This window comes from Phytohalomonas tamaricis, from assembly GCF_003012345.1.
Classification (GTDB): Bacteria; Pseudomonadota; Gammaproteobacteria; order Pseudomonadales; family Halomonadaceae; genus Phytohalomonas; species Phytohalomonas tamaricis.
Genome location: NZ_PVRV01000021.1, coordinates 1 through 25,259 on the forward strand (window position 1 = coordinate 1; position 25,259 = coordinate 25,259).

General features: G+C 49.4%; 24 protein-coding genes and 2 pseudogenes. 16 read left to right on the forward strand and 10 right to left on the reverse strand.

Going from position 1 to position 25,259, the window contains the following annotated elements; translation table 11 throughout:
• From C3Z11_RS09845 to yghX, 4 genes are all read left to right on the forward strand, one after another.
• Nucleotides 1-181 (forward strand): hypothetical protein (locus C3Z11_RS09845; protein ID WP_158700988.1); only part of this gene is annotated, 181 nt, incomplete at its 5' end.
• 1,219 nt (nucleotides 182-1,400) lie between these two features.
• Nucleotides 1,401-2,186, forward strand: coding sequence for a ParA family protein (locus C3Z11_RS09850; protein WP_106477798.1), 786 nt, complete (start codon nucleotides 1,401-1,403; stop codon nucleotides 2,184-2,186).
• Nucleotides 2,187-2,189: 3 nt separating this feature from the next.
• Complete coding sequence (locus C3Z11_RS09855; protein ID WP_106477799.1) at nucleotides 2,190-3,224, forward strand: ParB/RepB/Spo0J family partition protein; 1,035 nt, start codon at nucleotides 2,190-2,192, stop codon at nucleotides 3,222-3,224.
• Between the two features lie 1,846 nt (nucleotides 3,225-5,070).
• Nucleotides 5,071-5,958 carry a YghX family hydrolase gene (gene yghX, locus C3Z11_RS09860; RefSeq protein ID WP_106477800.1) on the forward strand — a complete coding sequence of 296 codons (888 nt, stop codon included), beginning with the start codon at nucleotides 5,071-5,073 and terminating at the stop codon, nucleotides 5,956-5,958.
• 40 nt (nucleotides 5,959-5,998) lie between these two features.
• On the opposite strand, the gene C3Z11_RS09865 is transcribed toward yghX, so the two are convergent.
• Together C3Z11_RS09865 and C3Z11_RS09870 are read right to left on the reverse strand one after the other, a co-directional pair.
• Nucleotides 5,999-6,406, reverse strand: a complete 408-nt coding sequence (locus C3Z11_RS09865) for a hypothetical protein (RefSeq protein WP_106477801.1) — start codon at nucleotides 6,404-6,406, stop codon at nucleotides 5,999-6,001.
• A complete protein-coding gene (locus C3Z11_RS09870) occupies nucleotides 6,399-7,358 on the reverse strand; it encodes a J domain-containing protein (protein ID WP_106477802.1) in 960 nt (319 codons plus the stop codon). Before C3Z11_RS09870 ends, C3Z11_RS09865 begins: the two co-directional genes overlap by 8 nt.
• A 689-nt stretch (nucleotides 7,359-8,047) precedes the next feature.
• On the opposite strand from C3Z11_RS09870, the gene C3Z11_RS09875 reads away from it, so the two are divergent.
• Nucleotides 8,048-9,304, forward strand: a complete 1,257-nt coding sequence (locus C3Z11_RS09875; protein ID WP_106477803.1) for a M20/M25/M40 family metallo-hydrolase — start codon at nucleotides 8,048-8,050, stop codon at nucleotides 9,302-9,304.
• 166 nt (nucleotides 9,305-9,470) lie between these two features.
• On the opposite strand, the gene fnr is transcribed toward C3Z11_RS09875, so the two are convergent.
• Nucleotides 9,471-10,244, reverse strand: coding sequence for a fumarate/nitrate reduction transcriptional regulator Fnr (gene fnr, locus C3Z11_RS09880; RefSeq protein WP_106477804.1), 774 nt, complete (start codon nucleotides 10,242-10,244; stop codon nucleotides 9,471-9,473).
• A 301-nt stretch (nucleotides 10,245-10,545) separates the two neighbouring features.
• On the opposite strand from fnr, the gene hmpA reads away from it, so the two are divergent.
• The gene (hmpA, locus tag C3Z11_RS09885) at nucleotides 10,546-11,739 is read left to right on the forward strand and encodes an NO-inducible flavohemoprotein (RefSeq protein WP_262927334.1); all 1,194 of its coding nucleotides are present in this window, start codon (nucleotides 10,546-10,548) and stop codon (nucleotides 11,737-11,739) included.
• 114 nt (nucleotides 11,740-11,853) lie between these two features.
• Nucleotides 11,854-12,255, forward strand: coding sequence for a SirB2 family protein (locus tag C3Z11_RS09890; RefSeq protein ID WP_106477805.1), 402 nt, complete (start codon nucleotides 11,854-11,856; stop codon nucleotides 12,253-12,255).
• A 1-nt stretch (nucleotide 12,256) separates the two neighbouring features.
• On the opposite strand, the gene C3Z11_RS09895 is transcribed toward C3Z11_RS09890, so the two are convergent.
• Together C3Z11_RS09895 and C3Z11_RS09900 are read right to left on the reverse strand one after the other, a co-directional pair.
• Nucleotides 12,257-12,895 (reverse strand): class I SAM-dependent methyltransferase, encoded by a 639-nt coding sequence (locus C3Z11_RS09895; RefSeq protein WP_106477806.1) that lies wholly within the window; start codon nucleotides 12,893-12,895, stop codon nucleotides 12,257-12,259.
• Entirely contained in the window at nucleotides 12,804-13,181 is a 378-nt protein-coding gene (locus C3Z11_RS09900; protein ID WP_317450665.1) for a LuxR C-terminal-related transcriptional regulator, read from the reverse strand. The genes C3Z11_RS09895 and C3Z11_RS09900 overlap by 92 nt, the downstream gene beginning before the upstream one ends.
• On the opposite strand from C3Z11_RS09900, the pseudogene C3Z11_RS09905 reads away from it, so the two are divergent.
• Nucleotides 13,119-13,634 (forward strand): annotated as a pseudogene (locus tag C3Z11_RS09905) (molybdopterin dinucleotide binding domain-containing protein); the annotation flags it as partial. The gene C3Z11_RS09900 and the pseudogene C3Z11_RS09905 overlap by 63 nt on opposite strands.
• A gap of 103 nt (nucleotides 13,635-13,737) precedes the next feature.
• On the opposite strand, the gene C3Z11_RS09910 reads toward C3Z11_RS09905, so the two are convergent.
• The gene (locus C3Z11_RS09910; RefSeq protein WP_262927336.1) at nucleotides 13,738-14,367 is read right to left on the reverse strand and encodes a cell wall hydrolase; all 630 of its coding nucleotides are present in this window, start codon (nucleotides 14,365-14,367) and stop codon (nucleotides 13,738-13,740) included.
• A gap of 225 nt (nucleotides 14,368-14,592) precedes the next feature.
• On the opposite strand from C3Z11_RS09910, the gene C3Z11_RS09915 reads away from it, so the two are divergent.
• Nucleotides 14,593-14,865 (forward strand): aldolase/citrate lyase family protein, encoded by a 273-nt coding sequence (locus tag C3Z11_RS09915; RefSeq protein WP_262927337.1) that lies wholly within the window; start codon nucleotides 14,593-14,595, stop codon nucleotides 14,863-14,865.
• A gap of 154 nt (nucleotides 14,866-15,019) precedes the next feature.
• On the opposite strand, the gene C3Z11_RS09920 is transcribed toward C3Z11_RS09915, so the two are convergent.
• The 4 genes and pseudogenes from C3Z11_RS09920 to C3Z11_RS09935 all read right to left on the reverse strand — a co-directional run bounded on the left by C3Z11_RS09920 (nucleotide 15,020) and on the right by C3Z11_RS09935 (nucleotide 18,966).
• Nucleotides 15,020-15,775: a siderophore-interacting protein gene (locus C3Z11_RS09920; protein WP_106477807.1), complete on the reverse strand. Its 756-nt coding sequence runs from the start codon at nucleotides 15,773-15,775 to the stop codon at nucleotides 15,020-15,022.
• Between the two features lie 12 nt (nucleotides 15,776-15,787).
• A complete protein-coding gene (locus C3Z11_RS09925; protein ID WP_158700989.1) occupies nucleotides 15,788-16,216 on the reverse strand; it encodes a MarR family winged helix-turn-helix transcriptional regulator in 429 nt (142 codons plus the stop codon).
• 592 nt (nucleotides 16,217-16,808) lie between these two features.
• Entirely contained in the window at nucleotides 16,809-17,873 is a 1,065-nt protein-coding gene (locus C3Z11_RS09930) for an MrcB family domain-containing protein (protein ID WP_106477809.1), read from the reverse strand.
• A gap of 322 nt (nucleotides 17,874-18,195) precedes the next feature.
• Nucleotides 18,196-18,966, reverse strand: a pseudogene (locus C3Z11_RS09935) (EAL domain-containing protein).
• A gap of 510 nt (nucleotides 18,967-19,476) precedes the next feature.
• Here C3Z11_RS09935 and narH point away from each other — a divergent pair.
• From narH to C3Z11_RS09970, 7 genes are all read left to right on the forward strand, one after another.
• A complete protein-coding gene (narH, locus tag C3Z11_RS09940; RefSeq protein ID WP_106477810.1) occupies nucleotides 19,477-21,033 on the forward strand; it encodes a nitrate reductase subunit beta in 1,557 nt (518 codons plus the stop codon).
• Entirely contained in the window at nucleotides 21,026-21,163 is a 138-nt protein-coding gene (locus tag C3Z11_RS17190) for a hypothetical protein (protein WP_317450666.1), read from the forward strand. Before narH ends, C3Z11_RS17190 begins: the two co-directional genes overlap by 8 nt.
• On the forward strand, nucleotides 21,160-21,765 hold the full coding sequence (gene narJ / locus C3Z11_RS09945) for a nitrate reductase molybdenum cofactor assembly chaperone (protein ID WP_317450667.1): 606 nt from the start codon (nucleotides 21,160-21,162) through the stop codon (nucleotides 21,763-21,765). The genes C3Z11_RS17190 and narJ overlap by 4 nt, the downstream gene beginning before the upstream one ends.
• Before the next feature lie 24 nt (nucleotides 21,766-21,789).
• A complete protein-coding gene (gene narI, locus C3Z11_RS09950; RefSeq protein WP_106477811.1) occupies nucleotides 21,790-22,470 on the forward strand; it encodes a respiratory nitrate reductase subunit gamma in 681 nt (226 codons plus the stop codon).
• Between the two features lie 16 nt (nucleotides 22,471-22,486).
• Nucleotides 22,487-23,299, forward strand: coding sequence for a peptidylprolyl isomerase (locus C3Z11_RS09955; RefSeq protein ID WP_106477812.1), 813 nt, complete (start codon nucleotides 22,487-22,489; stop codon nucleotides 23,297-23,299).
• A 178-nt stretch (nucleotides 23,300-23,477) separates the two neighbouring features.
• The gene (locus C3Z11_RS09960) at nucleotides 23,478-23,912 is read left to right on the forward strand and encodes a DUF488 domain-containing protein (RefSeq protein ID WP_106477813.1); all 435 of its coding nucleotides are present in this window, start codon (nucleotides 23,478-23,480) and stop codon (nucleotides 23,910-23,912) included.
• 839 nt (nucleotides 23,913-24,751) lie between these two features.
• On the forward strand, nucleotides 24,752-24,955 hold the full coding sequence (locus C3Z11_RS09970; protein WP_106477815.1) for a cold-shock protein: 204 nt from the start codon (nucleotides 24,752-24,754) through the stop codon (nucleotides 24,953-24,955).
• Nucleotides 24,956-25,259: the final 304 nt, after the last annotated feature.

Sequence of the window (25,259 nt, forward strand, 5' to 3'; positions counted from 1 at the left end):
ACTCGGCGGCGAGGGCCTGCAGCTAGGGCTGACCATCATCATGTCACCTTTGGAGGAACTCGGCGGCGAGGGCCTGCAGCTAGGGCTGACCATCATCATGTCACCTTTGGAGGAACTCGGCGGCGAGAGCCTGCAGCTAGGGCTGACCATCATCATGTCACTTTTGGAGCAGCTAGAGTGATCATAACCTACCGTCTAGCATGACCATCTTTACGTCACCTTAATGTGCGCAAGTTGTGATTAAAATGTGTATGTAACCATCAATATGTCACCGATCACCAACATAATGTCTTATTTACCATCAAGATGTCACTTTTAACCATCACCACGTCGTCATTAGACCATCATCATGTCACTTTAAGCATGATTAAGTATTTGATTTAAATGAATATTCCCTGCATAAATAGAAACAAGTAAAACAAGTAAAAAAACAGGGTTTAAGAAATAAGTATTTTTATCATCGATAACTATGTGGACAACATTTCCAAATGCTACCTAACATCACCATTATCGAGAATAACTTTCTAAGCTAGTTTAAATTTCTATAAAAACGCGTATAGGAGGATCAATAAATTTTCGTCACTAATACATCATCAGAAACATAATTTCTCCACACTGCACAATCTTCCCAAAATAAGTTGATCACTAGATGAGGAAAGGCATTAGCATTAGAGCTGCACTCACATTAAAAAATGAATTACCAAACCGAAGCTTCAGCATCATAATTGATATTACCTTAAGCCAATTACTGACAACGTCGATACTGTTCTAATCAAGCTTGATGTGAATACCAACTGCAAACATCCGCCTAGAATAAGACTCTTTTATCACAGAGTTGAATACCCTAAGCAGCGTACCTGTCTCCGGTCTAACATCAAAGAATCTATAAACCAAATTTCCTATTATTCAAAAGCACTGGATAGGCTTTCCTACCGAAGGCCTATGTGTCTCTGGTGGAAAGTAGTCTGATAAATCTAAATTTTATCCAACTCCGATCTAGGCTCATCAGCGAACTTCAATTAGAGCATTACAGAATCACTGACTATCAGGTGAACACCCCAACTCTGCTAGTCACCTCTTGTTCAGCAATATCCCTCTCACAAAACAGCACCAGTCCGAATGTACACATCACAAAAAATTTCACATGTGAAATTTTTTCTCACGCCGAGTTATCTGAGGATATGACAACACCGGTCAACATGTACTACCCAGATAACCACAGCTTTCCTAAAATCTACTGCTGCACAAAATCTATAACTATAAAAAAACAACCTTGTGTCGTAGCGAGGTGACTATTAATCTGGTCACGCAAAAGAGAAAGCACGTTCTCTTTTCAGGCATCGACGTGAACATATGCACTCGAGCCTTAACAAGCCTGCTTTAATAATTGTGAGGATTCGATGGCCAAAGTCATAAGCTTTGCCAACCAGAAAGGGGGCGTTGGCAAATCTACCCTCTGTATTCAATGTGCTTTCTATCTTACAGAGGCTGGTAATCGGGTCCTGGTAATAGATCTTGATGGGCAAGGAAACACATCTTCACGTTTAGTACGGGAAAAAGATGGATCAGATAAAGAATTTTACGGAACAAAAACTTCTGAACTTTTTAATCCTGCGCTAGAAGAAATCAATCCGATGATATGCCCGAGGGGGATGGATCTCATCCACACACCTAAAAACGATCCTGACCTTTTCGAGATGGAAGCAGCCAGCCTTGATATGGCCATGATGCCATCCAAAAACATTCATGCTCATCGTCTTACTGACAATTACGATTATATTTTGATCGATTGCCCACCAAGTCTTGGCAGAAAATTAGTAGCAGCTCTCACGATGTCGACTCATGTAGTGAGCCCCGTTCAGCTTAGCGGCTTTGCAGTGGATGGAGTTGAAGGGCTACTCAATACTATTATCAGCGTTAGAGAGGCTTACAACCCCGATCTCGAAATTACAGGGATTGTTATTAATAATCTCAACAGTAGATCTGGGACACATAAGAAAGCCCGACAAGAACTTCTCGACGCTATCCCCGATTTAATCTTTAAATCCCAGATAGGCAGTAGAGCACCAATAGATAATGCTACAAATATGGGTATCCCTGTATGGAGCATTAAATCTGGATCAGGTCGCACTGCAGCTAAGGAAGTTCGTTCTGTCATGCAAGAAATCGTCAAGAAGGTAGGCTGATACATGGCTATTTCGGATCTTAGAAGCCTTTCTGAACTGGCACGAAAAACCAAGACGAAAGCAGGAAAGGAAGTCTTAACTCTTAATACAGATGATGTGGTAGCTAAAGGTGATCAAGTACGCAAACAGTTCGAGGGGATAGAAGAGCTAGCTAACTCATTGCGAGTCAATGGGCAAATACAGCCCATTATTGTGTACCCACGTAATGAAGAAGGTAAGTACATCATTCAAAAAGGGGAACGCAGATGGCGCGCTGCCTGCATGGCAGGACTATCAATCGAAGCTATTGTAGACGGTAAGCCTCACAGTCCGTTAGATGAAACCGCTGGCGAATTGGTTGAAAATATCCAACGGGACGCCTTAACACCCCTAGAAATTGCAGCAGGACTTCAAAAGTTCGTAGAGCAGGGCTGGAAGAAAAAACAGATTGCTGAAAAATTAGGCAAAACAGCAAGTTATGTTTCCTCCCACCTAGCTTTACTTAAAATGCCTGATGGCGTTCTAGAACTCTATAACAATGACATCTCACGTGATCCAGAAACACTGAATAATTTACGTCAGTTATACGAGATATCACCAACTCGAGCTGAACAAGCATATAAACATGCACTTGCTAATGGGATTGGGCGAAAGCAAAGTCGCGAATTTTTAAATGCAGCTAAACAAGAAATAAGCGACACTAGAAATCCTATTGACACCTCGACCACTGATGAGAGCGAACAGCCCTTTTCAACAGAGAGTAAAGATATTGAAGAAACAGAGAAAGCTAAGAAAGTAAACGAAGATACAAAACAAAAAAAGAAATCCATTTCGCAGCCTGTCGAAAAGCCTAACATGGAAGATAATACTTGGGTTCAGGCAGTGCCATCGAATATAAGATGCTATGTCAGCGTAAGCACTGAAGAACATAAAGAAATCGGTTATCTTGCTACCGATCGCGTCGATCAGGATCGAGAGTATTGTTGGGTAATTATCAACGACCTCCCACCTAGGAGGGTACCCATCGCCTCGGTTGAACTGATGTATATCGAAACATAAGCAAATGCTTTGGCTCGACATGAAGGTTTGAATCACATCCTAATAGAGCTATCTTTATGTAAAGAGCCGTTAAAAAAATATGGACTTAATGGTTCTTTACACATTTACCACCTATCTCGTTAGCTACTGCCAGTCTAAAAATTTCACATGTGAAATTTTAACTCATTAGAGTGCACCTTCATCACGTTCTCATATAAGGCACTTGGTTTAATAAGCAAAGCTCTAGCTTACAGGTTAGCTCCATATGGCAATTGATATTGTATAAAAGAAGTATTAACGGCTTAGGCAGGTATAACACCCTACTTGTTAGTTGCTAATGAGCAGTGAATTAGAGAACTATTTATTACCTATTAGGTACGTGAGTAGTATAAATCATACCTTGTCGCCTACCTGCCGATCATGTGCGAACAGGCTCATAGGTTCATTTAATAAAATTAGCTTATTGGATAAAGCCAGCTTTTGATGCCAAAAAGAACGATAATGCTTATTATCAATTAATAATTGTAAAGCGGAATAAGCAGCTCCTCTCCCTTTAGAAGCAAAAAGAATGAAAAATATTAAATAAACAATACCAATAGTATAATTGAAGTCTAGTAATCAATGTTTGATTCTAATTTAAAGTGATTAACATTCAACAAGAAACATCTCAAGCAGCTTATTACAGCTAGTATTATTTAAGATATTTTTATTAGTTCAATGCAATATACCCATAATGATGTGAATCTTTATGTCGCGTATAAGCGATACCAATATATTCGCTCAATACGACAAAGGTTGTAGCATTTGGATGTCAGCCTACAACATGAATTTATCAAATCAATATCGCACTGTGGACAAGATAGATGGTAGTAAAGTGGACTGGTTGTTTTTTGATCGCCATGTAAGTGTTTGAATTATTTAAAGTAATCGGAAACATTCACCGCTACTGTTGATAACTTACTTATGCGTCTGCCACCTCTCTCAAGCCATAAAATGCAACTTGCTAAATCAATCATAGTTAGAAGTATCACCTACTTAATGCGAGGCGAGCAAATCTTCTTGTGTATTTATAATATGACAGGGCGAGTCACATGCTGCAGAGCGCCACTTGCCTGATGCAGCCATATCTTTTCCTCGTACAAGTTAACAAGCCCCTAGTGGACATAGGGTAAGTTCACCTTCCGCGCCGCATTTGAAAATTTACTTGGCGCTACAACCCTCTCGAGTAGGACTGAATTATCTATCCATTTGAGTATGCATGTTGTGCCACTATGTAGCGGCTGCTTATGGTCGATGCCGCCGATAATTATAGATACATTTTTATCCAATAACGCGATTCAACCTTGAGGAAAACTGCCATAAAAGCAAGTTGTCCATAATCATTACGCTCGCTTTTTAGCAGGACGACACAACACGGACGAATATAGAGTCGGCATAATCCAGTCTTATCAATATGGTTCTACCAAAAATAAGGAGCAGGTCACCTGTCGGCTTCAGCCATAGTAGTTGATTACAGGGTAGCTTCATGAGACTGCATGAAACGTTATGGCCTCGGCTAGCATAAAAGGGCTAGGAGTAGAAAGTTGCCTATCCTTGCCGCAATGACGCTATTGTATAGATAAAACGCACCCCGCCTCGCTTAAGAAATACTTAGCCAAGCAATAGAAACAGGTATTTGTTATTGCCGTAGGGGCAGCTTTCCGATAATTAACTAAGGCTGTCCGTTATCTAGTGGTCGGATGGATGATATGCCCGATGAGTCTTGGGAATATGTGGAGCCAGCGGGCATTATCTAATAGGGGCAATAAACCTCTTCAAAGGCAGTGGATAACGCCACACTAGTCACCAACCTACAAGGAGAGTGCTGATGGCTCGTCTTACCGCAAAGGATTTTTCCCCTGAACTGCTAGAGCTTTACGACTACTACGCCCACGGCCAGATCAGCCGGCGCGAGTTTCTCGATCGTGCTGGAAAATACGCCGTAGGTGGGATAACGGCTGCTGCCATCCTGGCGGCGATGGGCCCGAACTATGCGCTGGCTAGTCAGGTGGAGTTCACCGATCCGGATATCGTACCGGAGTATATCCTCTACCCGTCGCCCCAAGGCCATGGACAAGTACGCGGCTATTTGGTGCGTCCCGCCCATATCTCTGAGCAGGTACCTGGTGTGGTCGTCGCTCATGAGAACCGAGGCCTCAATCCATACATAGAGGATGTTACTCGTCGCCTGGCCAAGGCCGGTTTCGTGGCGCTCGCCCCCGATGGGCTGACCTCTGTCGGCGGTTATCCTGGCAATGACGACAGGGGGCGTGAGCTGCAGCAACAGGTCAATCCTGAAAAGCTGATGAATGACTTTTTTGCCGCCATTGGGTTCTTGATGGCTTACGAGGCGACGACGGGCAAAGTCGGCATCACTGGCTTCTGCTATGGCGGTGGGGTTGCAAATGCAGCAGCAGTCGCCTATCCCGAGCTGGGCGCCGCGGTGCCGTTCTATGGCCGCCAGCCTAGGGCCGAAGATGTATCGAAAATCCAGGCGCCGCTTTTGATCCACTATGCTGAGCTTGATTCACGTATCAATGAAGGATGGCCGGCCTATGAGCAGGCACTACAGGCTGCGGACAAGACCTACGAGGCTTATATTTACCCAGGCGTCAACCACGGCTTTCATAACGACTCGACGCCAAGATATGACGAGGCGGCTGCCGAGCTCGCTTGGGATCGCACCTTGGATTGGTTCCGACACTATCTGACATAACCTATCTGGAGCGTCTAGCTTGCTTAAACAGGCGGTCCGATTAGCTCCAAAAGCGCCCCGCGGCATAGGCTGTACTCAACGCGGCTAGCGTTACTAGGGCGAACCAGCCGCGGCGACGTTGGCGAGATTGATGACGCGCTAGGGCGATCTCAAGCTTGGCTGTCAGCTGTGCTTGGCGCGATACGATACGCTCCGGTGGTGGCGAAAAATCATTGGCGACATCGCCGCACCAGTGGGGCGCATGGGTCATACCCAAGCCAGCACGCAGCTGGCCAAGATCACTGAGAAGCCCGTGTAGCTCGTCATAGACTTCACGATGAGCGTCGATGCCGAGCACGCTTTTGGCGTCGGCTTGGAGCGTCTGGTTGGCGCAGCGGGCAGCGGCGCGGGCGATAGTGTCCGGCGTTGCGTGCCTGGGAATGTCTAGTCGATGGTATAGATCACGCATTTTGCATCAGGTAGTCGTAAGCGTCCTTGATTCGTTGGAAGCGCTGCGAAGCCAGCGCTATACGCAGATCGCTCTGGCCATAAAAGCGGTCCGGGTGATGGCGCTGCGCCAGACGGCGATAGGCCTGCTTAATCTCATGACGTGAGGCGTACTCGTCAAGCTCCAGAATCCGCAGTGCAAGCCGTATACGGTAATGAGGCGGCGGCGCGCTGCCAGGGGTGTCCTGCTGACGCTCCTGTTTCTGACGTTGCTGCTCCTGGCGTTCATACGCTTTGCGGCGTTCCTTGTCCTGCTGTTCGCGAGTCTGACGCCTTGCCTCCTCCTGGCGTTCACGAGCCTGGCGTTGATGCAGCTTTTCCCGCGCCTGCTGGCGACGAGTACGAGCGGACTGACGCTTTGCGTGCCAGCGTTGCCACAGTGTTTTTTTCTCCACAGTGGAGGTATCAGTGTCGCTTTGTGCAGCATGGGGCGCATCGGCTGTGGCATTTTCCTGCCAATAAAGGTGTCTACTGGGATCGTCCGGCGTGGCCAGCGGCTGGCCAGTGATTTCGCGAAATAGCCGGGCAAAGGCTGCCGGGCCCACGCCAGACAGATCGGCAAGAAAGCGTAGGATATGATGGTTACGCAAGCTGAGGACACCGTCGCTGGTGGCTAGGCCGATAGCCCGACAAAGAAAGGGAAGAAACTGTTCGTCGACCCACTCGTGCAACAGTACCTCGGCAGCGAGTTGGATATCGGTCAGGTTGCGGCCGGCGGCGATGGCGAGCAGCGTATCGAGATCCTGAGTATGACGATAGCCGTGGGCCAGCGCCTCGAGATAGTGTCTGTCCTCATCAAGCACGACACGTTTATTGACGAATACCCAGGCTAACAGCAGCAACGCCGCAGTATCCGGCTGGTAGCGGCTTTTCAGCAGCAGCAGCTCGAAAGAGGAAAAATGCGCTGGGGCCATCGGCGACTCCGAGCGGAGAGGAGGTAGATGTTGTTATCGATCACTGAAAGCCGAGTATACCCAATCCCGTAACAAATAATCACATTATTGTCGCTCATTAGGGGCTATAGCTAGATAGCGCTGTTATGCGTACGATTTCTTCTCGTATCTAGCCACGGCCGGCTGGTACACGATCATCTACCGCAACGATTGGTGGTACGTATAGCGGAGCTTCGACCAGCGGGCTGCTTCACGACATTCTCGTGACGATGACAACGCATCGCTTTGGTAGTTTTTGTCCCGATTGCCAGTATTGACGAGGTGGTGGGATTAGTCTGAAGTTGCCTTTCACCACACCTTTAAGCAGCGTGTGACGCTGGTACGCTGGTACGCTGGTACGCTGGTACGCTGGTACGCTGGTACGCTGGTACGCTGGTACGCTTACGTGAAATCAAGATGCTCATGCAATGCCATTGGCATAACGTGAGATAGCTACTCTGCTGCCGCTATCATGAAAGTGTTTTTTGTGGCTTATGAAATGATACCGTTAGTCAAGTTCGAAGCGGCACACTCTAAGCTGTTCGCAACCGTATATCTTGGTGACTAAGGCAACAGAGATAGCATATTGATGTAATTATGCTGACCGCCGGTCATCAGCCCTGTGACCTAGCATCTATTTATATTCTGTAACCCATGGAAGAGGCTTTTAAATGAGCGAGACAAACCAGCCCTGGACGCAACCCATGTCTGAGCAGCAGTTCACGCTGATGCGCAACATTCTTGCGGCGCCCAGCCCTGTGGGACTAGAGGGTGCCATGACCTATGGCGTACTCAAACCTTACTTTGAGTCCTTTGCGCCCCAAGGCTGGCATGTACATCAGTTCAAGGGGCAAGCTGGCATCGTCCTGGATAGCCATCCTGGTAGGGATGATATGCTTAAGGTAATGCTCATTGGCCATGCGGATAAGATTCGTATGCAAGTGCGCAGTATCGGTGACGATGGCAAGATCTGGATCAATACGGATTCCTTCCTGCCTACGGTTGTAGTCGGTCATGAGGTGAAATTATTTAGCGAAGACCCAGCGCAACCCGGCAGCTATCGTGTCATTGAAGGCGGCACGGTGGAGGCGTTAGGCGCCATTCATTTTGCTGATCCCGCGGTTCGCTCAGGGGATAAAGGGATCAAAAAGGAACAGATCTATCTGGACCTGCAGATCCATGGCGAGAACAAGAAACAGCAAGTGTTAAATCTCGGCGTGCGTCCGGGGGACTCGATTATCCTGGACCGTCCCATTCGTCCTGGTTTCAGCCCCAACACCTTCTATGGTGCCTACCTGGATAATGGGCTGGGATGTTTTGTTACTGCCGAAGTGGCACGTTTGATTGCCGAAGCAGGCGGGACTCAGCAGGTGCGTGTACTCTTTGCGATCGCCAGCTATGAAGAGATTGGTCGCTTCGGCAGTCGTGTGTTAGCTGGAGAACTGAAGCCGGATGTACTGATCGGTATAGATGTGAACCATGATTACGTGGCGGCACCGGGGATCGGTGACAAGCGTATGCCACCACTGGAAATGGGCAAAGGGTTCACCATGTCTGTAGGGGCTATTGCCAGCGAGCAATTGAACCGAATTATCGAAAGCGCCGCGAAAGAACACGGTATTCCTCTACAACGCGATCTAGTCGGGGTGGATACAGGTACTGATGGCATGGCAGGTGTGCTGGCGGCAGTGGACTGCGCTGCGACGTCCATCGGCTTTCCGATCCGCAATATGCACACTATTTCTGAAACGGGGAACACTCAGGACGTGCTGGCGGCCATTTACAGTATGACCTATACCCTTCAGGCTTTGGATGCTTTGCCTGATCCGCACCGGGAGTTCCTAGATAATCATCCGCGTCTTGATCAAGCTGGCCCATTAACACATCAGGGTACAGCCAAACCTGATGACAATCTAAAAGATGAATAATTGAGACTCGGCCTGTTTGAGGATTTTTCGTGGCCTCAAGCAGGCGAGTAATGACAAATTTATTGAAATTTCAGGTGCAAAGTCGCTTCTTGCGTCTTAGCGCAGTGGATGAACACCTTGAAGCGACATGGCCTTTTGAAGGTAAGCATTCAAAACAATTCGAGGCCTATGTGTCATGTTGCAGTCCGTTCATGTGTTCCTGACAACGTTGAGCCTCGGCGAGTAAATTCAGACCTTCCAAATTAAGGATATGTACCTCACGCCCTTGAATGGTCATCATATTCTGCTGTTGGAAGCGCCCAAGAATCCGGCTAACCGTTTCCACAGCAAGGCCGAGATAATTACCGATATCGGTACGGGACATGGGCAGGCGAAAGCTATAGGGTGAATAACCGCAGCGCTCAAAGCGCATTGCCAGATTAATGAAGAAACTCGCTAGACGCTCGTCAGCTGTTTTACGCGACAGCAGACGTAGCATGCGCCGATCATCACTCATTTCCTTGCTCATGCTACGAAACAGTTGATTACGCAGTTTGGGCAATTGTGCGGCCAAGGTATCTAGATGATGGAAAGGAATTTCACATACGGCTGTCGTTTCAAGAGCAATGACGTAACCGGGGTGAGCTTGTTCATCAATACTATCGAGGCCGATCAACTCGCTGGGTAGATAGAAATTCGTTATCTGCTCATCGCCCGCGCCATCATGGCTCACCTGTTTAAGGCTGCCTGACCGAACCGCAAATACGCTGGTAAAAGAATCCCCTTGGCAATAGAGCGTCTCGCCTTTCTTAAGAGGAGCACGGCGGCGAATGATGTCATTGAATTGATCGATGTCATTTACTTCGAGCGCCAACGGCAAGCATAGCGCGCTTAAACTACAGGTTTGACAACGAATGTTATGCCGATGTGCATACTTCGGCCCAACAACCGAAGTAGACATAATGCACCCCCTCAAACTGACGCATAAACCCAGTGAAATCTATATTTCCTCGAACCAGGTTCAGGGTAACACGTTAAAAGGGCTTATTGAGAAAGGAGGATATGGTCTTATAGGCGAAAGTAGATAAAACACGCTGGTAGAGCAGTCATTTTCACAACGGATGTCAAAAGGACAATATTACCCCATAGTCAAAATAACAATCTATTTTCATAACTGATTGGTTTTATTGATATCAAAAGTTGGCATAGTTGTTGCCGTTATTAATGTGCACAGAGTAATTTTCTGCACTTAGGATAACGCCATGCTTAACGAACACATGCTCAACGCCAAACAGCTCGAAGTCATCAATGCTACCGCCCCAGTTGTTGCCGAACACGCTGAGACCATTGCTAGCACTTTCTATCCGCTCATGTTCGAGCGTTATCCCAGCGTTAGGTCCATGTTCAACATGCGCCATCAGCAGACCGGCGCCCAGCCGCGCGCATTGGCCCGCTCAGTGGTTGCTTATGCGCTCAATCGCAACGATCCGCAGGCGCTCGAGCAGATGATGGCGCCGATTGTTAACAAACACGTCGCGATCAACCTGCAACCTGATCAATATAACATCGTAGGCGAATGCTTGATGGCCGCTATTGGCGAAGTACTGGGCGGCGCCGTCACTCCAGAAATTGCCGATGCCTGGAGCGGGTTGTACTGGGAGTTCGCCCATCGCTTGATGGATACCGAAGAAGCGACCTACCAGAAGCTTGAGCAGGCACCGGGTGGCTGGCGTGGTGAACGTGATTTCTATCTTGCTGACCGCGTGCAGGAAAGCAATGAAGTAGTATCGTTCTACTTCAAGCCGAGCGATGAAAAGCCGATCACCAGTTTCAAACCTGGTCAGTATATAGGGGTCTCTCTGGATATCGAAGGCCAGCATGCGCTACGTCAGTACAGCCTGACCTCTGACCCTAAGGCAGATTACTACCGCATCTCGGTCAAGCGGGAAGCGCAAGGTTTGGCTAGCAGCTACCTTCATGACCATTTACGTGTCGGCGATCATGTCAAATTGCTCCCACCGGTAGGTGAATTGGTTCTTGATGAGCGCGATGCGCCGGTCATGCTGGTCAGCGCCGGGGTTGGCCAGACGCCGATGATTTCTTTGGTCGAGCAAGCACTGGTGGCTGGTCGTCAGGTTGTCTATCTGCATGGCGCGCGCCATCATCAGGTTCATGCTTTCCGCGATCATCTCGACGCGCTGGTCGAGCGCTATGGTGATCAGCTTACCTATCGTTTCGTTTATAGTGAACCAACTTCTGAAGAAACTGGACGCTACAAGGGAATGATTGACCGCAGCCTGCTGGCCGATTACTTGCCAAAAGGAGAAACACCGAGCTGCTACTTCATTGGACCTGTGCCATTCATGCGTGATGTCGATACTGCACTAGAAGAGCTTGGCGTACCGGTCGAGCACCGCCATTACGAATACTTCGGGCCAAGTTCATCACTGCACTGAAGGATGCAATATTACGGGTAATAGAAAAGGCCGGAGCAATCCGGCCTTTTTGTATTTAACTCAAGTAAAACGGTATTAATGCATCATGTCATGAATTGAAAGAGAGGTGAGGGAATGAGCTATGTCCTACTCAAGTATCTGCATATCTCAACGGTGATATTGAGCTTTGCACTCTTTGCACTGCGGGCATGGTGGTCAACTGTTGCTGGAGATGCAGGCGTAGTGCGGCTACAGCAGCAATGGGTGCGGATCCTCCCACATATTATCGATACCGTGCTGCTGGCCTCAGGAATCACGTTGATGATCATGTTGCGTCTCTTGCCTACCGAAAATCCGTGGTTAATGGCCAAGCTGATTGGGCTGGTTATTTATATCGCGGTGGGCACCATTGCGATTAAGCGTGGCCGCACTCAGGGCATGCGTTCATTGGCGGCTATTATCGCTGTGCTGATATTTATCTATATCGTCGGCACGGCATTGAACCATGATCCCGCCTCATGGCTTGTCGATTTGTAGCTCAAGTCTTACGTGCCAGTAGCGCGCGAAATAATGAGCCCATTAACACTGGGCTGTCATGCTCGATATGAAAGCCCGCCTGGTGGAGTAATGGCCTTGCCTGGCGGGTAATATCAGTGGCAATCAATGTGGTTAACAAATTGAGGGCGTGACGCATAAGGCTGGCAGGGCGCTGATCTGATTGGAATTTATCCATCACGCATAGCTGCCCCTCTTTGTTCAGAACTCGATAGGCTTCACGCAAGCCAGCTTCCGGATAAGGCATGACGGCGATAATCAGATGCATGACGACAACTTCGAAATAGCCGTTGGGATAGTCGAGTTGTGCAGCGTCCATCACGCCTGAGTCGATATCGAGACCAAGCTTCGCGGCGCGGGTTTGAAGACGGGTAACCATCGCGGCGGACAGATCCGAGGCATGAATCTCGATCCCATGCGGCAACCAGGGCAGATCCAGCCCTGTCCCGGCGCCGACGATCAGTATCCGCTGGCCAGTCTGCCAATTCACTTTCGCTAACGCCTGGCGACGTGGACGTTCGAAGATGCGCTCAGCCACGGCATCGTAAACCGGTGCGTAAAGTGTGTAGCGCATCCGATTCCAGGCAGTAATGTTCAGAAGACCGCGCAAGTGGTAGTTCATCACGCTCCCTCCTGAACTGCCCAAATTGCTGCCTCGGTGCTCGAGCGCATATTGAGTTTTTCAATAAATGGCGCACGTGAACCTTAACTGTACCCTCGGTGATATCGAGCTGCTGGCCGATCTGTTTGTTCGACTGCCCCTTGACAAGCAGACGCAGGATATCGCGTTCACGCTGGGTGAGATGCTCGGTGCTGGGACCAGTTTGCGTCATTGGACGACGCAGAGCAATGGCAATCCTGAACGGGCACTCAACTGGATCACTCCACACCAGAAGTGGGGGATTCATTCTACCTACACTGATAATTTGTTGATGCTCACCTTGTCACGTGGCGGTCCAGTCGTGTGGCTGTCGGAAGAAGATGCTAGTGCGATTGGCGTGGTCGACAATGACTGGATCGAACGCTATAACGCCAACGGTGCGGTCGCGGCGCGGGCCATCGTCAGTCAGCGGGTCAAGGCGGGTATGGCGATGATGTACCACGCTCAGGAGCGCATCGTGAACGTGCCGGGCTCGGAGGTCAGCGGCACTCGTGGCGGTATTCACAATTCGGTGACCCGCGTCTGCCCCAAGCCAACCCATATGATTGGTGGCTATGCCCAGCTCTCTTACAGCTTCAACTACTACGGCACCGTTGGCTCCAACCGCGACGAATTCGTCATCGTACGCAAGATGAACCGCGTCGACTGGCTGGATGGTGAGGGCAACGACAGCGTGCAGGAGAGGGTAGTGAAAGGGTAAGCACGCAAACTGATGCGCTAAAGAAACGCCCCGCATGATGCGGGGCGTTTTTTATAAATATGTGGCTGCGTACCGCGACTCAGCGCGTTGCGATACGCAGAGCTTATGGTTTGGCGCCAGCCGAGGGCTTGTAGAAAGCGTGTGCATCCGTTTCGTACGTCTTGATGAAATCAGCAAGCCAGCTGGGTGAAGCATGGCGGTTTTGAAAATAGACAGCGTCATCGGTGCGGTCCGGGAGCTGTTGGTTAAGCGCCTGGCGCGCGATTTCCTTGGCGAGCGTGTAAGCAGCTTCTTCCTGGGCGTCATCGGAACGGCCATCGCACCACCATGAAAACTGACAACGGCCCTGTTCGGAACCCTGGGTGACCACTTCGCACACTGTTTTAGGGAATTGTTCATGGCGCAGTCGGTTCATGACCACATTGGCCACTGCAGCCATTTCTGTTTGATTTTTGCCTTTGGTCTCCCAATAGATGGAGCGCGCCAGACAGGTAATCGCATTATCTAAAGGCGCTTCGCCAGCTGGGTCTACTGCCTGCACGCCCGGACGTGTAATCAGCACGGCGCGTGGGGGACTATCCCCGGCTTCGGCCTTCTGCTCCAGTACCTCTGCCTTCTGCTCGGCGATCTTCGCTCGCGTTGCTTGATCAGCCGCGAACGTCTGGCCCGAAAGAAGGGCTGTTACAAGAGAGAGAGCTATCCGTGTTCTACGCATGTCACGACCATGACGCATAATCGATTCTCATAGTGACAGGGCGGATTTCACCCTTAAAAACGATACTTCTAGTGTAACGAGCACCGGCTATGATGGTCGACAGGCCATTATTTAATATCAGGGAAATGCCCACCGAGCGCACCACAAGCTTAAGAAGTGTGTGGCCGAAGCTGGAACGTCGGATACTTCTTCGCACCCCTTGCGGCAACGACGGCACTAGACCCTGTCTGAAAGTGCCTGAGCTTGCTCATACGATTACTCCAGATCGAAAGCCGCGCCGGCCTGGCGACCGAAATGGGTTACCTGGATCGTCCGGGTGCTGAGGAGGTCCAGACAGCAGTCGAGGATGCGCTGGCACGGATACAGGCACATGGCAAGGCGGCGGGCATTCTTACGGCGGACCTGGCGCTAGCCGAGCGTTACCTCGAACTCGGTGCCCCCTTCGTCGCGGCGGGTAGCGACGTAGAACTATTGGTCAAGTTGACCACTCAACTGGCGAACGACTTCAAAACTTAGCTTCCGGGCACAGCAACGAAGGAATAATGGGTTCTTTTCGATTCAGGGGGCATGCAGTACAGCACGCCGCCATACTAGGTCAGGATCTATATTCAGGCGTCGTGTGCGCTCATTAATACCAAATTACTGAGCGCGACACTCAAGACGGGGGAATTCAGCCTTCCTGTTCAGCATCTGCTCGTTTCTCCAGACGATGCCCATCTTCGCTAGAACCAAGCTTCCAATAACTTGAGACATACAGTTCATTGCGCTGCAGCCCACATTCGTTTTTGAAGTAGGCACGCAGCTTGCGCATACTCGAGAACTCGCAGGCCGACCAGACCGTTGGGCGGCCACTCAGCCAAGGCAGGGTACGCAACGTATCGACCAGCAGGTCGCTATTATCCCCGGGATGTGGATTGATCACCCATTTAATGTCGAAGTGGGCCGGTGTAGAAAGTGGCTGGATATCCTCGGCGCCGAGAACCTCAATCACCGCATAGCCACGGGCATGCTCGGGTAATGCCTCGATGTTGTCGCTGATCGCGGGTAATGCAGTCATGTCACCTGCCAGCAAATACCAGTCGGCATCGGGAGCGACGCGCTTTTTGGGTCCTGGACCGCCGACATTGATGGTATCGCCCGGCTGGGCATTGGCCGCCCAGCGTGAAGCCGGACCACCGTGATCATGCAGCACGAAATCGACGTCAATGGCATCGTCTCGCTGGGCACGTACGGTGTAGGTGCGTACCGATATCTGCCCCTCTTCATTGGGGCAATGCAGTTTGACATAAGCGCCCGACTGATCGGCAGGGAACGTCTTCATGCCTTCGCCTCCGAGCGTCACACGCAACATATTCGGCGTGATGTTGTGCTTGGCTAGCACAGTAAAAGAACGAGGAGGGGAGCGTCTAGCGCCACTTGGTTTCATAATCACTCCCGGTTATGTCTCAAGATTTTTGACCATGTCATTGATTATATGCGCGCAGGTCATGAGTTGTTCCTTATCGATACCGGCAACCATATATTCGCTGGTCTCAGCCTCAACGGTATTGATCCGCTCGATCAGAGTTCGTCCCTGATGGGTCAGCGTAATCTGTCGACTTCGGCTGTCCTCTGGATGGTGTCGTTTCTCGATAAGATGTTCGGTTTCCAGCTCTTTCATTAACCGTGCGATGCGTCCTTTGTCTATCTGCATGCCTGCCGCGACGGCCTGAGCCGTGCATTGCGGCATTCCAGCGATACGCTTGAGGACACGGATATGCGAAACGGTTAGTTCAATGCCTACTGCCGTAAAGTTTTCACGCAACGCGCGCTTATAGGCATGTAGTAGCCGGAACAATGATTCCCCAAATATGTGCGTCTGATTCATATCCATTGAATATCCTTTGCGCTAAGAATAAGCACTTAGTTGTCAATGTCAACCATTGCGGCGATGCTACACATTATGGTGATAGTCAGCATGCACTTAGTGTGAGCGAGAACCGGACGTAGCCGGCCTATCAGCAAATGGAGGAATTCTTTTATGCTGATACTTGATGCGCTCAATTAGAGATACGCTGCCAAGCGTATCAGTGCAAGATACTCGGAGAAGTCGAGAGCGAACATGCGGAACAGTTGCTCGAAACAGAAATAAAACTCATCTAAATGTTACTTATCGCAGACCTCAATGAGATAGCTCGTCAGGTAGGCGCGAATGCGATGACAGCTGGCACTGACGGGGGAAAAGCATTGAATGACGAGAGAATTATGTCTTTCAGAAGAGGATCCTCGCGGCCGAGACCAGCCTGAAGAGAGAATAACTATGATGAGGTGTGTTTATGATACGAGCTCGATACTTTCTTCACTTGCTTAGGAAAGAAATGACGGCTTCCGGCCAGAAGCGGTCTTTCAGCGTATTCTGCTATAAGTCCGCGCAATAGGCGCGAGCTTGCAAGCATCCTATTGCCGCGTTTTTTATAAATTTATTCATAGAAAGATCTGAATTTATCAAAACCAACCCTTATTCCTCGTTCTTTTAGCGAACCAATACGCTCCATAAATAATTTTTCTAATAAGGGCAGTTTCTCATCTATTACAGATAAATGTACTTTACGGTGACAGTTTGGGCACAACGAAACAATATTTTCTGGCACGTCTATGCTATAGATAAATTCTTCTTGAAACTCCATGGGAATCAGATGGTGAGCCTCCATAAATTGCTGACCAGATACGTTTGCCATAAAAGTTTGATGCGTTTCGTCTGCTTCACACTTATAACCTGCTTTATCTAGCGCCGCCTTGGAAATACCAACACTTCTGGGCCAAGAGTTAGTAGATCCCTTTAACTTTTGTGATCTTAATTTAGCTGGTCCGGACTCTATTTCCTTGGGTTCTGACTTTTGAACAGCACTTTGATACAAGTCCTCGGAAATTAAGGACTTTATGTTTAGTATGTCGATACCTACGCTGCCTTTAAGCTCCGAATATGCAGCCAACAATGCTCTAAATGTTTGAAAAAGTTCATCTTCATCGAGTCGCTTTGAAAGAGAAAAATATTTGCTTGCGATATTTCCGAGCTCGTAGCCTTTACCAAGTGGTCGAGTGGCCCCAAGGTCTAGGGTATCTTTATTGAAATCGGCAATAGTGCGAAGTGAATTTTGAGCAATTTGCGCATTTTCTTTTATTATTCTTTTACCTTTCTTGACTCCGTACTCGTTCTCATACTGGGTCCATCCTTGATTGAGGGATACAAAAAATCCTGTCATATCAGTCTTAAATAAAAGTACTATGTAATAACCAAACTGTGCTGAAATCGTTATATCTTTGTCAAAAAAACATATCCACGGTATTTCGGTAATATTTCCTTTGCCAATGGAGCCAATAACTTTGAATGAATATGGGAGGCTCAAAAACTCGACAAACTCATTAGGAATAATATTGACAATTTTTGACCATGATGGAACAGTTTTTTTAGCTTTTATGTACGTAGATTTTTCAGATAAATAATTGTATGAAAAGTCTTCTATTAGCCTTGATAAATTTGGCATATGCTAGAAATATCCCTTAAATTTATAACAGTAATTAGGCTTTCCGCTCGTTTATTGTCTTGAACGCGCCGACGTTTATTCGGGCTGTACAGCGTGTCATTCGCAGTCTATCTCGCTGAAATTTGTAAAAATTAAGTATGAATAGTCATTATAGAACCAATCATCGTGCATGCTGCATAACCCCAATGAACGTGCTCGCTGCCTTTTCCACTATGTCTCCTTTGGGTCGATTGTCGCTATTTGAAACTATACGTCTCCCACTTAGCCGATAGAGTTCTCCTTGAAGAAAAAGAAGCTCCACCGGCATCAGTCAATAACTGAATTACCCCTTTGCCTCTTCAAAACGCGCCGGGTCCACCACCGGTAGCATCTCTAGCCCCGGGCGGGCGAAGAAGAAGCCTTGCTGGCGCGAGATGCCTTGATACAGTAGCCAGCGTGCTTCCTCGACCTGCTCTATGCCTTCGGCGACCAGCTGAATATCGAGCTCAGTGGCGATGTTCACCACAGCGCGCACGAGCGTCTGGCGGCGTGGGTCGAGGTGGATACCTTGGATCAACTGACGGTCGAGCTTCAATGTGTCCGGCGTCAGCTCGGTCAGCAGGTCAAGGTTGGCATACCCGGCGCCGAAGTCATCCAGTGCGGTGGAGAATCCCATACCGTGATAGCTGTCGACGATGTTGCGCAGGTGACTGCGGTCGCTGACAGCCTAGCTTTCGGTAATCTCGAAGTTGATTCGCGAAACAGGCCAGCCCAGGCGCTGCGAGGTGGCCAGTGTGGCCTGAATACAGGCGGTGGGTTCGTAGACAGCATTGGGCAGAAAGTTAATCGATAGCGTTTGCTGCATGTCGAGTGCGCTTGCCAGTTCGATCGCTTTGACGCGGCAGGCCTGGTCGAAGCGGTAAAGCAGCTTGTCGTCTACCTGGCTGAGGATGCTGTAGGCCGACTGCCCTTCGGGCCCGCGCACCAGAGCCTCGTAGGCGACGACCGTGGCCTGCTTGACATCGACGATCGGTTGAAAGGCCATAGTGAATTCGAACGGCAGCTCGCCTTCGCAACGGCCACAGTGGTCGTTCACTCTTGCGCAATGTGTCATGTCGTGTGCTTCTCTTATCTTCTCTATTGGGAAGCCCCTGTTTGATGGAGGCGTTATTGCACTCCTATCGGCCGATACGCAGCACGACTGAAATACGTTGACGCTCCTCTCTGTCCTTCCTATTTGCTCTCTCTTCTTTGGCTTGATGCGGTATCTAGATACACGCTCGGATGCTCATGGCAAGCCTATAGTTACCTCCAAATAATTCTGCATATTTGGTCTTGCTAACCATGAATAAATAGTTACGCCATCGAAGCCTTTATTTAACGGATATTTAGCTGAATCAAAGATATATCTCTTTAGAGGTAGCTAGCCTCCGTGTCCCGCCATCGTCCGGCAAAAATTGATCTGCATCAAAAAAGGCGCAGACAAAAAGGTCACAGTACGCCTAGACGTAACGCTTCATCAGCTCGAAAGGGTAAGTACGCCTCGAACCGGGACGCACTGCGCAGACTCTTGCCGTATTGCATGCCGCTGGTTGAAGACAATGATTCGTAAGGAGATGGTGATATGAAAATCCGCTCGCAAGTAGGCATGGTCCTCAATCTCGACAAGTGTATCGGCTGTCATACCTGTTCAGTGACCTGCAAGAACGTGTGGACCAGTCGCGAAGGGATGGAATACGCCTGGTTCAATAACGTCGAAACCAAACCGGGCATTGGTTATCCCAAACAGTGGGAGAACCAGGACAAGTGGAAGGGCGGCTGGCTGCGCCGTAAGGATGGCAAGATCGAACCCCGAATCGGTGGGCGCTATCGCGTACTGGCCAAACTTTTCGCTAGCCCTGATTTGCCGGAAATCGACGATTACTATGAGCCGTTCGATTTCGACTATCAGCATCTGCACAAGGCGGGGCAGGGCAAGCATCAGCCGGTGGCACGGCCGCGTTCACTGATTACCGGTCAGCGCATGAACAAGATCGAATGGGGGCCGAACTGGGAAGAAATTTTGGGTACCGAGTTCGCCAAGCGACGCAAGGATAAGAATTTCGACCAGATCCAGGCCGATATTTACGGTCAATTTGAAAACACTTTCATGATGTATTTGCCGCGCCTGTGCGAGCACTGTCTCAATCCGGCCTGTGTGGCGTCTTGCCCGAGTGGGGCGATCTACAAGCGTGAAGAAGATGGCATTGTGTTGATCGATCAGGACAAGTGCCGCGGTTGGCGGATGTGCGTATCTGGCTGCCCGTACAAGAAGATTTACTATAACTGGAAGAGCGGTAAATCCGAAAAGTGCATCTTCTGCTATCCACGCATCGAATCCGGCATGCCAACGGTATGTTCCGAAACATGTGTCGGTCGCATTCGCTCGCTGGGCGTACTGCTTTACGATGCTGACCGCATTCTTGATGTCGCCTCCTCAGCTGATGAGCGCGATCTGTATCAGCGCCAATGCGAGATTTTTCTCGACCCTCATGATCTGGAAGTGATTGCCCAAGCGAAGCGTGACGGCATCCCTGAAAACGTTATCGTCGCTGCCCAAGCCTCACCGGTTTACAAAATGGCAATTGATTGGCAATTGGCCCTGCCGCTGCATCCCGAATACCGCACCCTGCCGATGGTGTGGTATGTGCCGCCGTTGTCCCCGATCCAGTCTGCCGCAGAAGCCGGGCACGTCGAAAGCGACGGTGTGCTGCCCAAGATTGAGTCACTACGCATCCCGGTGAAATACCTTGCCAATTTGCTGACCGCTGGTGATGAAGCTCCCGTGATCCGTGCACTCAAGCGTTTAATGGCCATGCGTGTCTATAAGCGTGCCCAGCAGGTTGAAGGGCGAGAGGCGACTGAAATCCTTGAGGCGGTTGGCCTGAGGGCGGCACAGATTGAAGAGATGTATCGCTATCTGGCGTTAGCCAATTTCGAAGACCGTTTCGTCATTCCTACCAGTCATCGCGAACAGGCTCGCGAAGCTTTTCCTGAACGCGGCGGTTGCGGCTTCTCATTCGGCAGTGGCTGCAATGGTGGCGATAACCCGGCTAGCCTGTTCGGCGGGCGCAAGCAGACCACGACCTTGGTCAAGCCAGTCGTTTCGCACTATGAACCTGAGGAAGAGCAAAATGCGTAGTCTTATTGTGCTGGCCCGCCTGCTCGATTATCCAACGCGTGAGCTGCAGCAAGCGGCGGCGGAAATGCTCGAGGTAATCGACGCTGAGCAGCATCTCTCCCGCGAGCGTCGCTTCGAACTTAAGGCGTGATCGCCAAGATCGCTAATAGCAATCTCCTGGATCTGCAAGCTGATTATGTCGCGCTGTTCGATAAGGGCAGGGCAACGTCGTTATTGCTGTTTGAGCATGTTCATGGTGAATCACGTGATCGTGGTCAGGCGATGGTCGACCTGCTTGCCCATTATCGCGATGCGGGCTTCGAACTTGATGCCCGCGAGTTGCCTGATCATTTACCGCTGTTCCTTGAATTTTTATCTACGCGTGACGAGAGCGAGATTGCTCATCAGTTAGGTGAAGTTGCCCATATTCTGGCACGCCTAACGGCGAGGCTGGCCGAGCGAGAGGCTGATCATGCCCTGGCGATATTATCTCTACTGGCAATGATCGGAAGAGAAGACGCCGTTGATGAGAACTTCGAGAAAGTGCGTGAGGAAGCACGTGACGATACGCCAGCAGCCTTGGACGCGGTATGGGAAGAGGAGGCGGTGCGTTTCTCGGCTCAGTCTGATCAGGATTGTTCGTTGCAATCAGCGGCAGGGCGGCGGCGCGCTCAGCTTAAACGCGATTTTCAGGCTGATGTACCGCTACGTATCGTTGAGCCGGCTTCATCTACGTCTAACACAAGCCGGTGAAGCTGTCACTCCAAGGAGGTTTTCATGAATTATCTCAATACGCTGCTGTTTGGGCTCTACCCTTATTTGGCTGGTACCATCTTTCTGGTGGGTAGCCTGCTGCGTTTCGATCATGGACAGTACACATGGAAGACCGGCTCCAGTCAGATGTTGACCAAAAAGCGCATGCGCCTGGGCAGTAATCTGTTTCACATCGGTATCATCGTCATCTTCTTTGGACAACTGGTCGGCTTGCTTACACCCCACTGGGCCTATGAGTTTTTTATTACGCCAGGTAATAAGCAGATTCTCGCCATTTTGGTAGGAGAAATGGCGGGGGTGATGTGCCTGACGGGTGGTCTGATTCTGCTTTACCGCCGTCTTTTTGATCCTCGGGTACGCGCCACATCAAGCAAGGCTGATATCTTTATTTTGGCGCTGCTGGTCGTGCAGGTGACGCTGGGGCTCTCAACCATTATTTCTGCCATGGACCATCTTGATGGCAGTGTGATGCTACCACTGGCCGAATGGGCGCAATCAGTGGTCTTTTTCCGCACGGATGCTGCGTCCCACCTCAGCGAGGTAGGCGTGATATACAAACTGCATATCCTAGTGGGTCTAACGATCATCATGGTGTTCCCCTTTACTCGTTTGGTTCATGCCTGGAGTGCGCCAGTGGGCTACATCGGCCGTCGTTACCAGCTGGTACGTCGTCGTGCTTGTTGAGGATAGGAGAAATGTCATGAGCCAACGTATTGCCGTTGAAGCATTACCCGGTGGACCGGACATTGCCTTACCCCCTGTGCGAGTCGGCAACGTATCCATTACTTCTGAACAAATTGCCCAAGAGATGCAGTATCACTCAGCGCCTTCACTTGATGAAGCGCTGCGTCAGGCAGCGTTGGCACTAGTAGTACGTGAATTACTGCATCAGCGTGCTGATGAGCTAGGGCTGACCCGAGACAAGAAAGATGAAGAGGCCCGTTTGGCGCATCTGCTTGAGCATGAATTAGAGGTGCCCGAGCCTGATGAAGCAAGCTGTCAGCGCTTTTTTGCTGCTCATTCCGAGCGCTTCAAGACGCCCACCTTAAATAAGGTCCGTCATATTCTGCTTGCCGCGGCGCCTGACGACATCGATACGCGCGACAGTCAAAAGCGTTTGGGTGAAGAATTACTGTCTATATTGTGTGAACACCCGGAGCGATTTGATGAACTGGTGCAGCGCTACTCGGCTTGCCCCTCTCGCGAAGAGGGTGGGCAACTAGGCTGGATTGCTTCAGGGCATACCGTTGAGGAGCTAGACAATGCCCTGCGTCATCTTCCTGTAGGGTTACATGATCGTCCATTAGCGTCACGCTATGGCTGGCATTTGGTATGGATTGAACGGCGTGTCGATGGGCAGATCCAGCCCTTCGATCAGGTTGTCGATCGTGTGCGCCATACACTGCGAGAGCAGAGTTCACGCCGTGCACTACGTCACTATCTGCTTGCCTTGGCAGAAAGCTACGGTGTCGAAGGTGTCGATCTCGAAGCTAGCGGAGCATTGATGCAATAGATGTATAAACATTTGAGTACTACATAGATCCTATTGCAATCTTTTGGGAAAGCTCGCCGAATACAGTAGGGAAGCGCCGCAGGCGGCTGAGGCCTTTCCTTTGGCGCGTTAAAGTAGCCTGAGCTCGTCGCTCGCTTTTGGCCATGGTGGCAAGAAGCTAATAAGGAGATTGTCGAGCGTGTATGAAATTTATTTGAAGCGAGTTTACAGCAGAACGATGCTAGAAGATGGTGCCAGAGTACTAGTAGACCGATTATGGCCGCGGGGGAAGCGAAGAGAAAACCTGTCGCTGGCAGAGTGGTATCGGGATGCCTCGCCTTCCCGCACATTGCGAAATCAGTGGCACCGAAATGAAATTGACGACGCCACTTTTGCCCGCTGTTATCGAGACGAAATCTCACATGCCGAGGATTGTCTTGTGCCTTTGATGCGCTGGTGCCGGCAGGGTCGGCTTACGTTGTTATCGGCGTCCAGAAACCTTGAGCAATCACACTTGCCTATCCTTCGAGAAGCCATTCTTGAGGCTCTTTATGAAGAAGATCGTCAGGCAGATGGTGAGGAGCCCAGTTCACCGCCATGCTATGCAGCGCAACTCTCGCGAGACTGCAAGTAGCAAGGGTGATTGATACGGCACGCAAAAATTTCACATGTGAAATTTGCAGATTAATAGCGATCTTTTATTAGGCCATTTTGCCTTATCACATTTTTAATTAGAACAGGATTATGGCAAGCGCCAGCTATGGTGTACCTAGCCATAGTCTGTGATATGTCCTGGCGTAGCATATCCCGTAAATATTCCTCATAGACGACAATAAACGCTTCACAGTACTGGCAGTGAAGCCTATCTGTGAATTCGGGATAACCTTTCCACGCGGTGAGCTTATGACATATGGGACATTTTACTTGCCTAGACAGGTTGAACATGAGGATTCCTCCATACTGGCATGAAGCCACACTATGGCGCTAAAGTATGGCAATTTAATTAATTTATATTTATTAGTAATATTTTTTAGAGATATTTTAATAGTCCACGCTAAATATCATTCGCACATTAAGCTAATTCCTAATTCTTACCATCGTTACAGTCACGTCATCATGCAAACTGAGGTTAACATCCACTGCACCTGTTCAATTGGTGGATGTACAGTTACTAAGCAGCATGGGGCAAGATTTTCTTTTCAAGATTCATTGAAATGCGAGCGTCGTGGGGCGTCAGTACGGGGAGCAATCAAGTTATGTTGTGGGTGTCTAGTATACTTTGGATGGGTTAAATCGCAGGATAAAAGATAATTTTAGGCTAAGGCTTGAGATTAAAGTTACCGTATGATAATTAAGTTTTACTTGAGGTAATAGAAACATTGGGCTGTCTGGATTATATTCCCTTTGTGTGACCCTCATAATCAAGCAATACCTGCAATTGCATAATGCGCTTGGCGCGTAAGGATACAGAAGATGGCAACTGGTACAGTTAAGTGGTTCAACGATGCTAAAGGCTTTGGCTTCATTTCTCCCTCTGATGGTGGTGATGATCTGTTTGCCCATTTCTCCGAAATTAAAGCTGAAGGCTTCAAGTCTCTGCAGGAAGGTCAAACAGTTTCATTTGACGTTACTCAGGGTAAGAAAGGCCTTCAGGCTTCCAACATCAAACCTATGTAATAAATACTCGACCTGATGGCCTTCAAGCCATGAGGCTCCGAGCGCCAAGGCCCGCTTATGCGGGCCTTGGTTTATCTATGAGACTGAATTACCTTTTCTGCTATGCTTGGAGCGCTAGATACTTCCAAGATCACTTAGACTAATCTCTTCGATTTTACGTATTGCTTGCCTTGATCTCGCTTCTTCAGCTGCTTTCTAAAGGGTTCCAGAACCGCTGTCTTCATAGAAGAGAAGGCGTCAAGCAATACGAGTTAAATGCAACCACCGAAAGCTAGACCATAGCCCATTCGATAGATACTTTAGA

What these genes read in the sequence shown, in the direction of transcription:
- C3Z11_RS09850 (WP_106477798.1), top strand. Translation starts at nt 1,401, where the DNA reads ATGGCCAAAGTCATAAGCTTTGCCAACCAGAAAGGGGGCGTTGGCAAA.
- C3Z11_RS09855 (WP_106477799.1), top strand. Translation starts at nt 2,190, where the DNA reads ATGGCTATTTCGGATCTTAGAAGCCTTTCTGAACTGGCACGAAAAACC.
- yghX (WP_106477800.1), top strand. Translation starts at nt 5,071, where the DNA reads ATGGCTCGTCTTACCGCAAAGGATTTTTCCCCTGAACTGCTAGAGCTT.
- C3Z11_RS09865 (WP_106477801.1), bottom strand. Translation starts at nt 6,406, where the DNA reads ATGCGTGATCTATACCATCGACTAGACATTCCCAGGCACGCAACGCCG.
- C3Z11_RS09870 (WP_106477802.1), bottom strand. Translation starts at nt 7,358, where the DNA reads ATGGCCCCAGCGCATTTTTCCTCTTTCGAGCTGCTGCTGCTGAAAAGC.
- C3Z11_RS09875 (WP_106477803.1), top strand. Translation starts at nt 8,048, where the DNA reads ATGAGCGAGACAAACCAGCCCTGGACGCAACCCATGTCTGAGCAGCAG.
- fnr (WP_106477804.1), bottom strand. Translation starts at nt 10,244, where the DNA reads ATGTCTACTTCGGTTGTTGGGCCGAAGTATGCACATCGGCATAACATT.
- hmpA (WP_262927334.1), top strand. Translation starts at nt 10,546, where the DNA reads ATGCTTAACGAACACATGCTCAACGCCAAACAGCTCGAAGTCATCAAT.
- C3Z11_RS09890 (WP_106477805.1), top strand. Translation starts at nt 11,854, where the DNA reads ATGAGCTATGTCCTACTCAAGTATCTGCATATCTCAACGGTGATATTG.
- C3Z11_RS09895 (WP_106477806.1), bottom strand. Translation starts at nt 12,895, where the DNA reads ATGAACTACCACTTGCGCGGTCTTCTGAACATTACTGCCTGGAATCGG.
- C3Z11_RS09900 (WP_317450665.1), bottom strand. Translation starts at nt 13,181, where the DNA reads ATGAATCCCCCACTTCTGGTGTGGAGTGATCCAGTTGAGTGCCCGTTC.
- C3Z11_RS09910 (WP_262927336.1), bottom strand. Translation starts at nt 14,367, where the DNA reads ATGCGTCATGGTCGTGACATGCGTAGAACACGGATAGCTCTCTCTCTT.
- C3Z11_RS09920 (WP_106477807.1), bottom strand. Translation starts at nt 15,775, where the DNA reads ATGAAACCAAGTGGCGCTAGACGCTCCCCTCCTCGTTCTTTTACTGTG.
- C3Z11_RS09925 (WP_158700989.1), bottom strand. Translation starts at nt 16,216, where the DNA reads ATGAATCAGACGCACATATTTGGGGAATCATTGTTCCGGCTACTACAT.
- C3Z11_RS09930 (WP_106477809.1), bottom strand. Translation starts at nt 17,873, where the DNA reads ATGCCAAATTTATCAAGGCTAATAGAAGACTTTTCATACAATTATTTA.
- narH (WP_106477810.1), top strand. Translation starts at nt 19,477, where the DNA reads ATGAAAATCCGCTCGCAAGTAGGCATGGTCCTCAATCTCGACAAGTGT.
- C3Z11_RS17190 (WP_317450666.1), top strand. Translation starts at nt 21,026, where the DNA reads ATGCGTAGTCTTATTGTGCTGGCCCGCCTGCTCGATTATCCAACGCGT.
- narI (WP_106477811.1), top strand. Translation starts at nt 21,790, where the DNA reads ATGAATTATCTCAATACGCTGCTGTTTGGGCTCTACCCTTATTTGGCT.
- C3Z11_RS09955 (WP_106477812.1), top strand. Translation starts at nt 22,487, where the DNA reads ATGAGCCAACGTATTGCCGTTGAAGCATTACCCGGTGGACCGGACATT.
- C3Z11_RS09970 (WP_106477815.1), top strand. Translation starts at nt 24,752, where the DNA reads ATGGCAACTGGTACAGTTAAGTGGTTCAACGATGCTAAAGGCTTTGGC.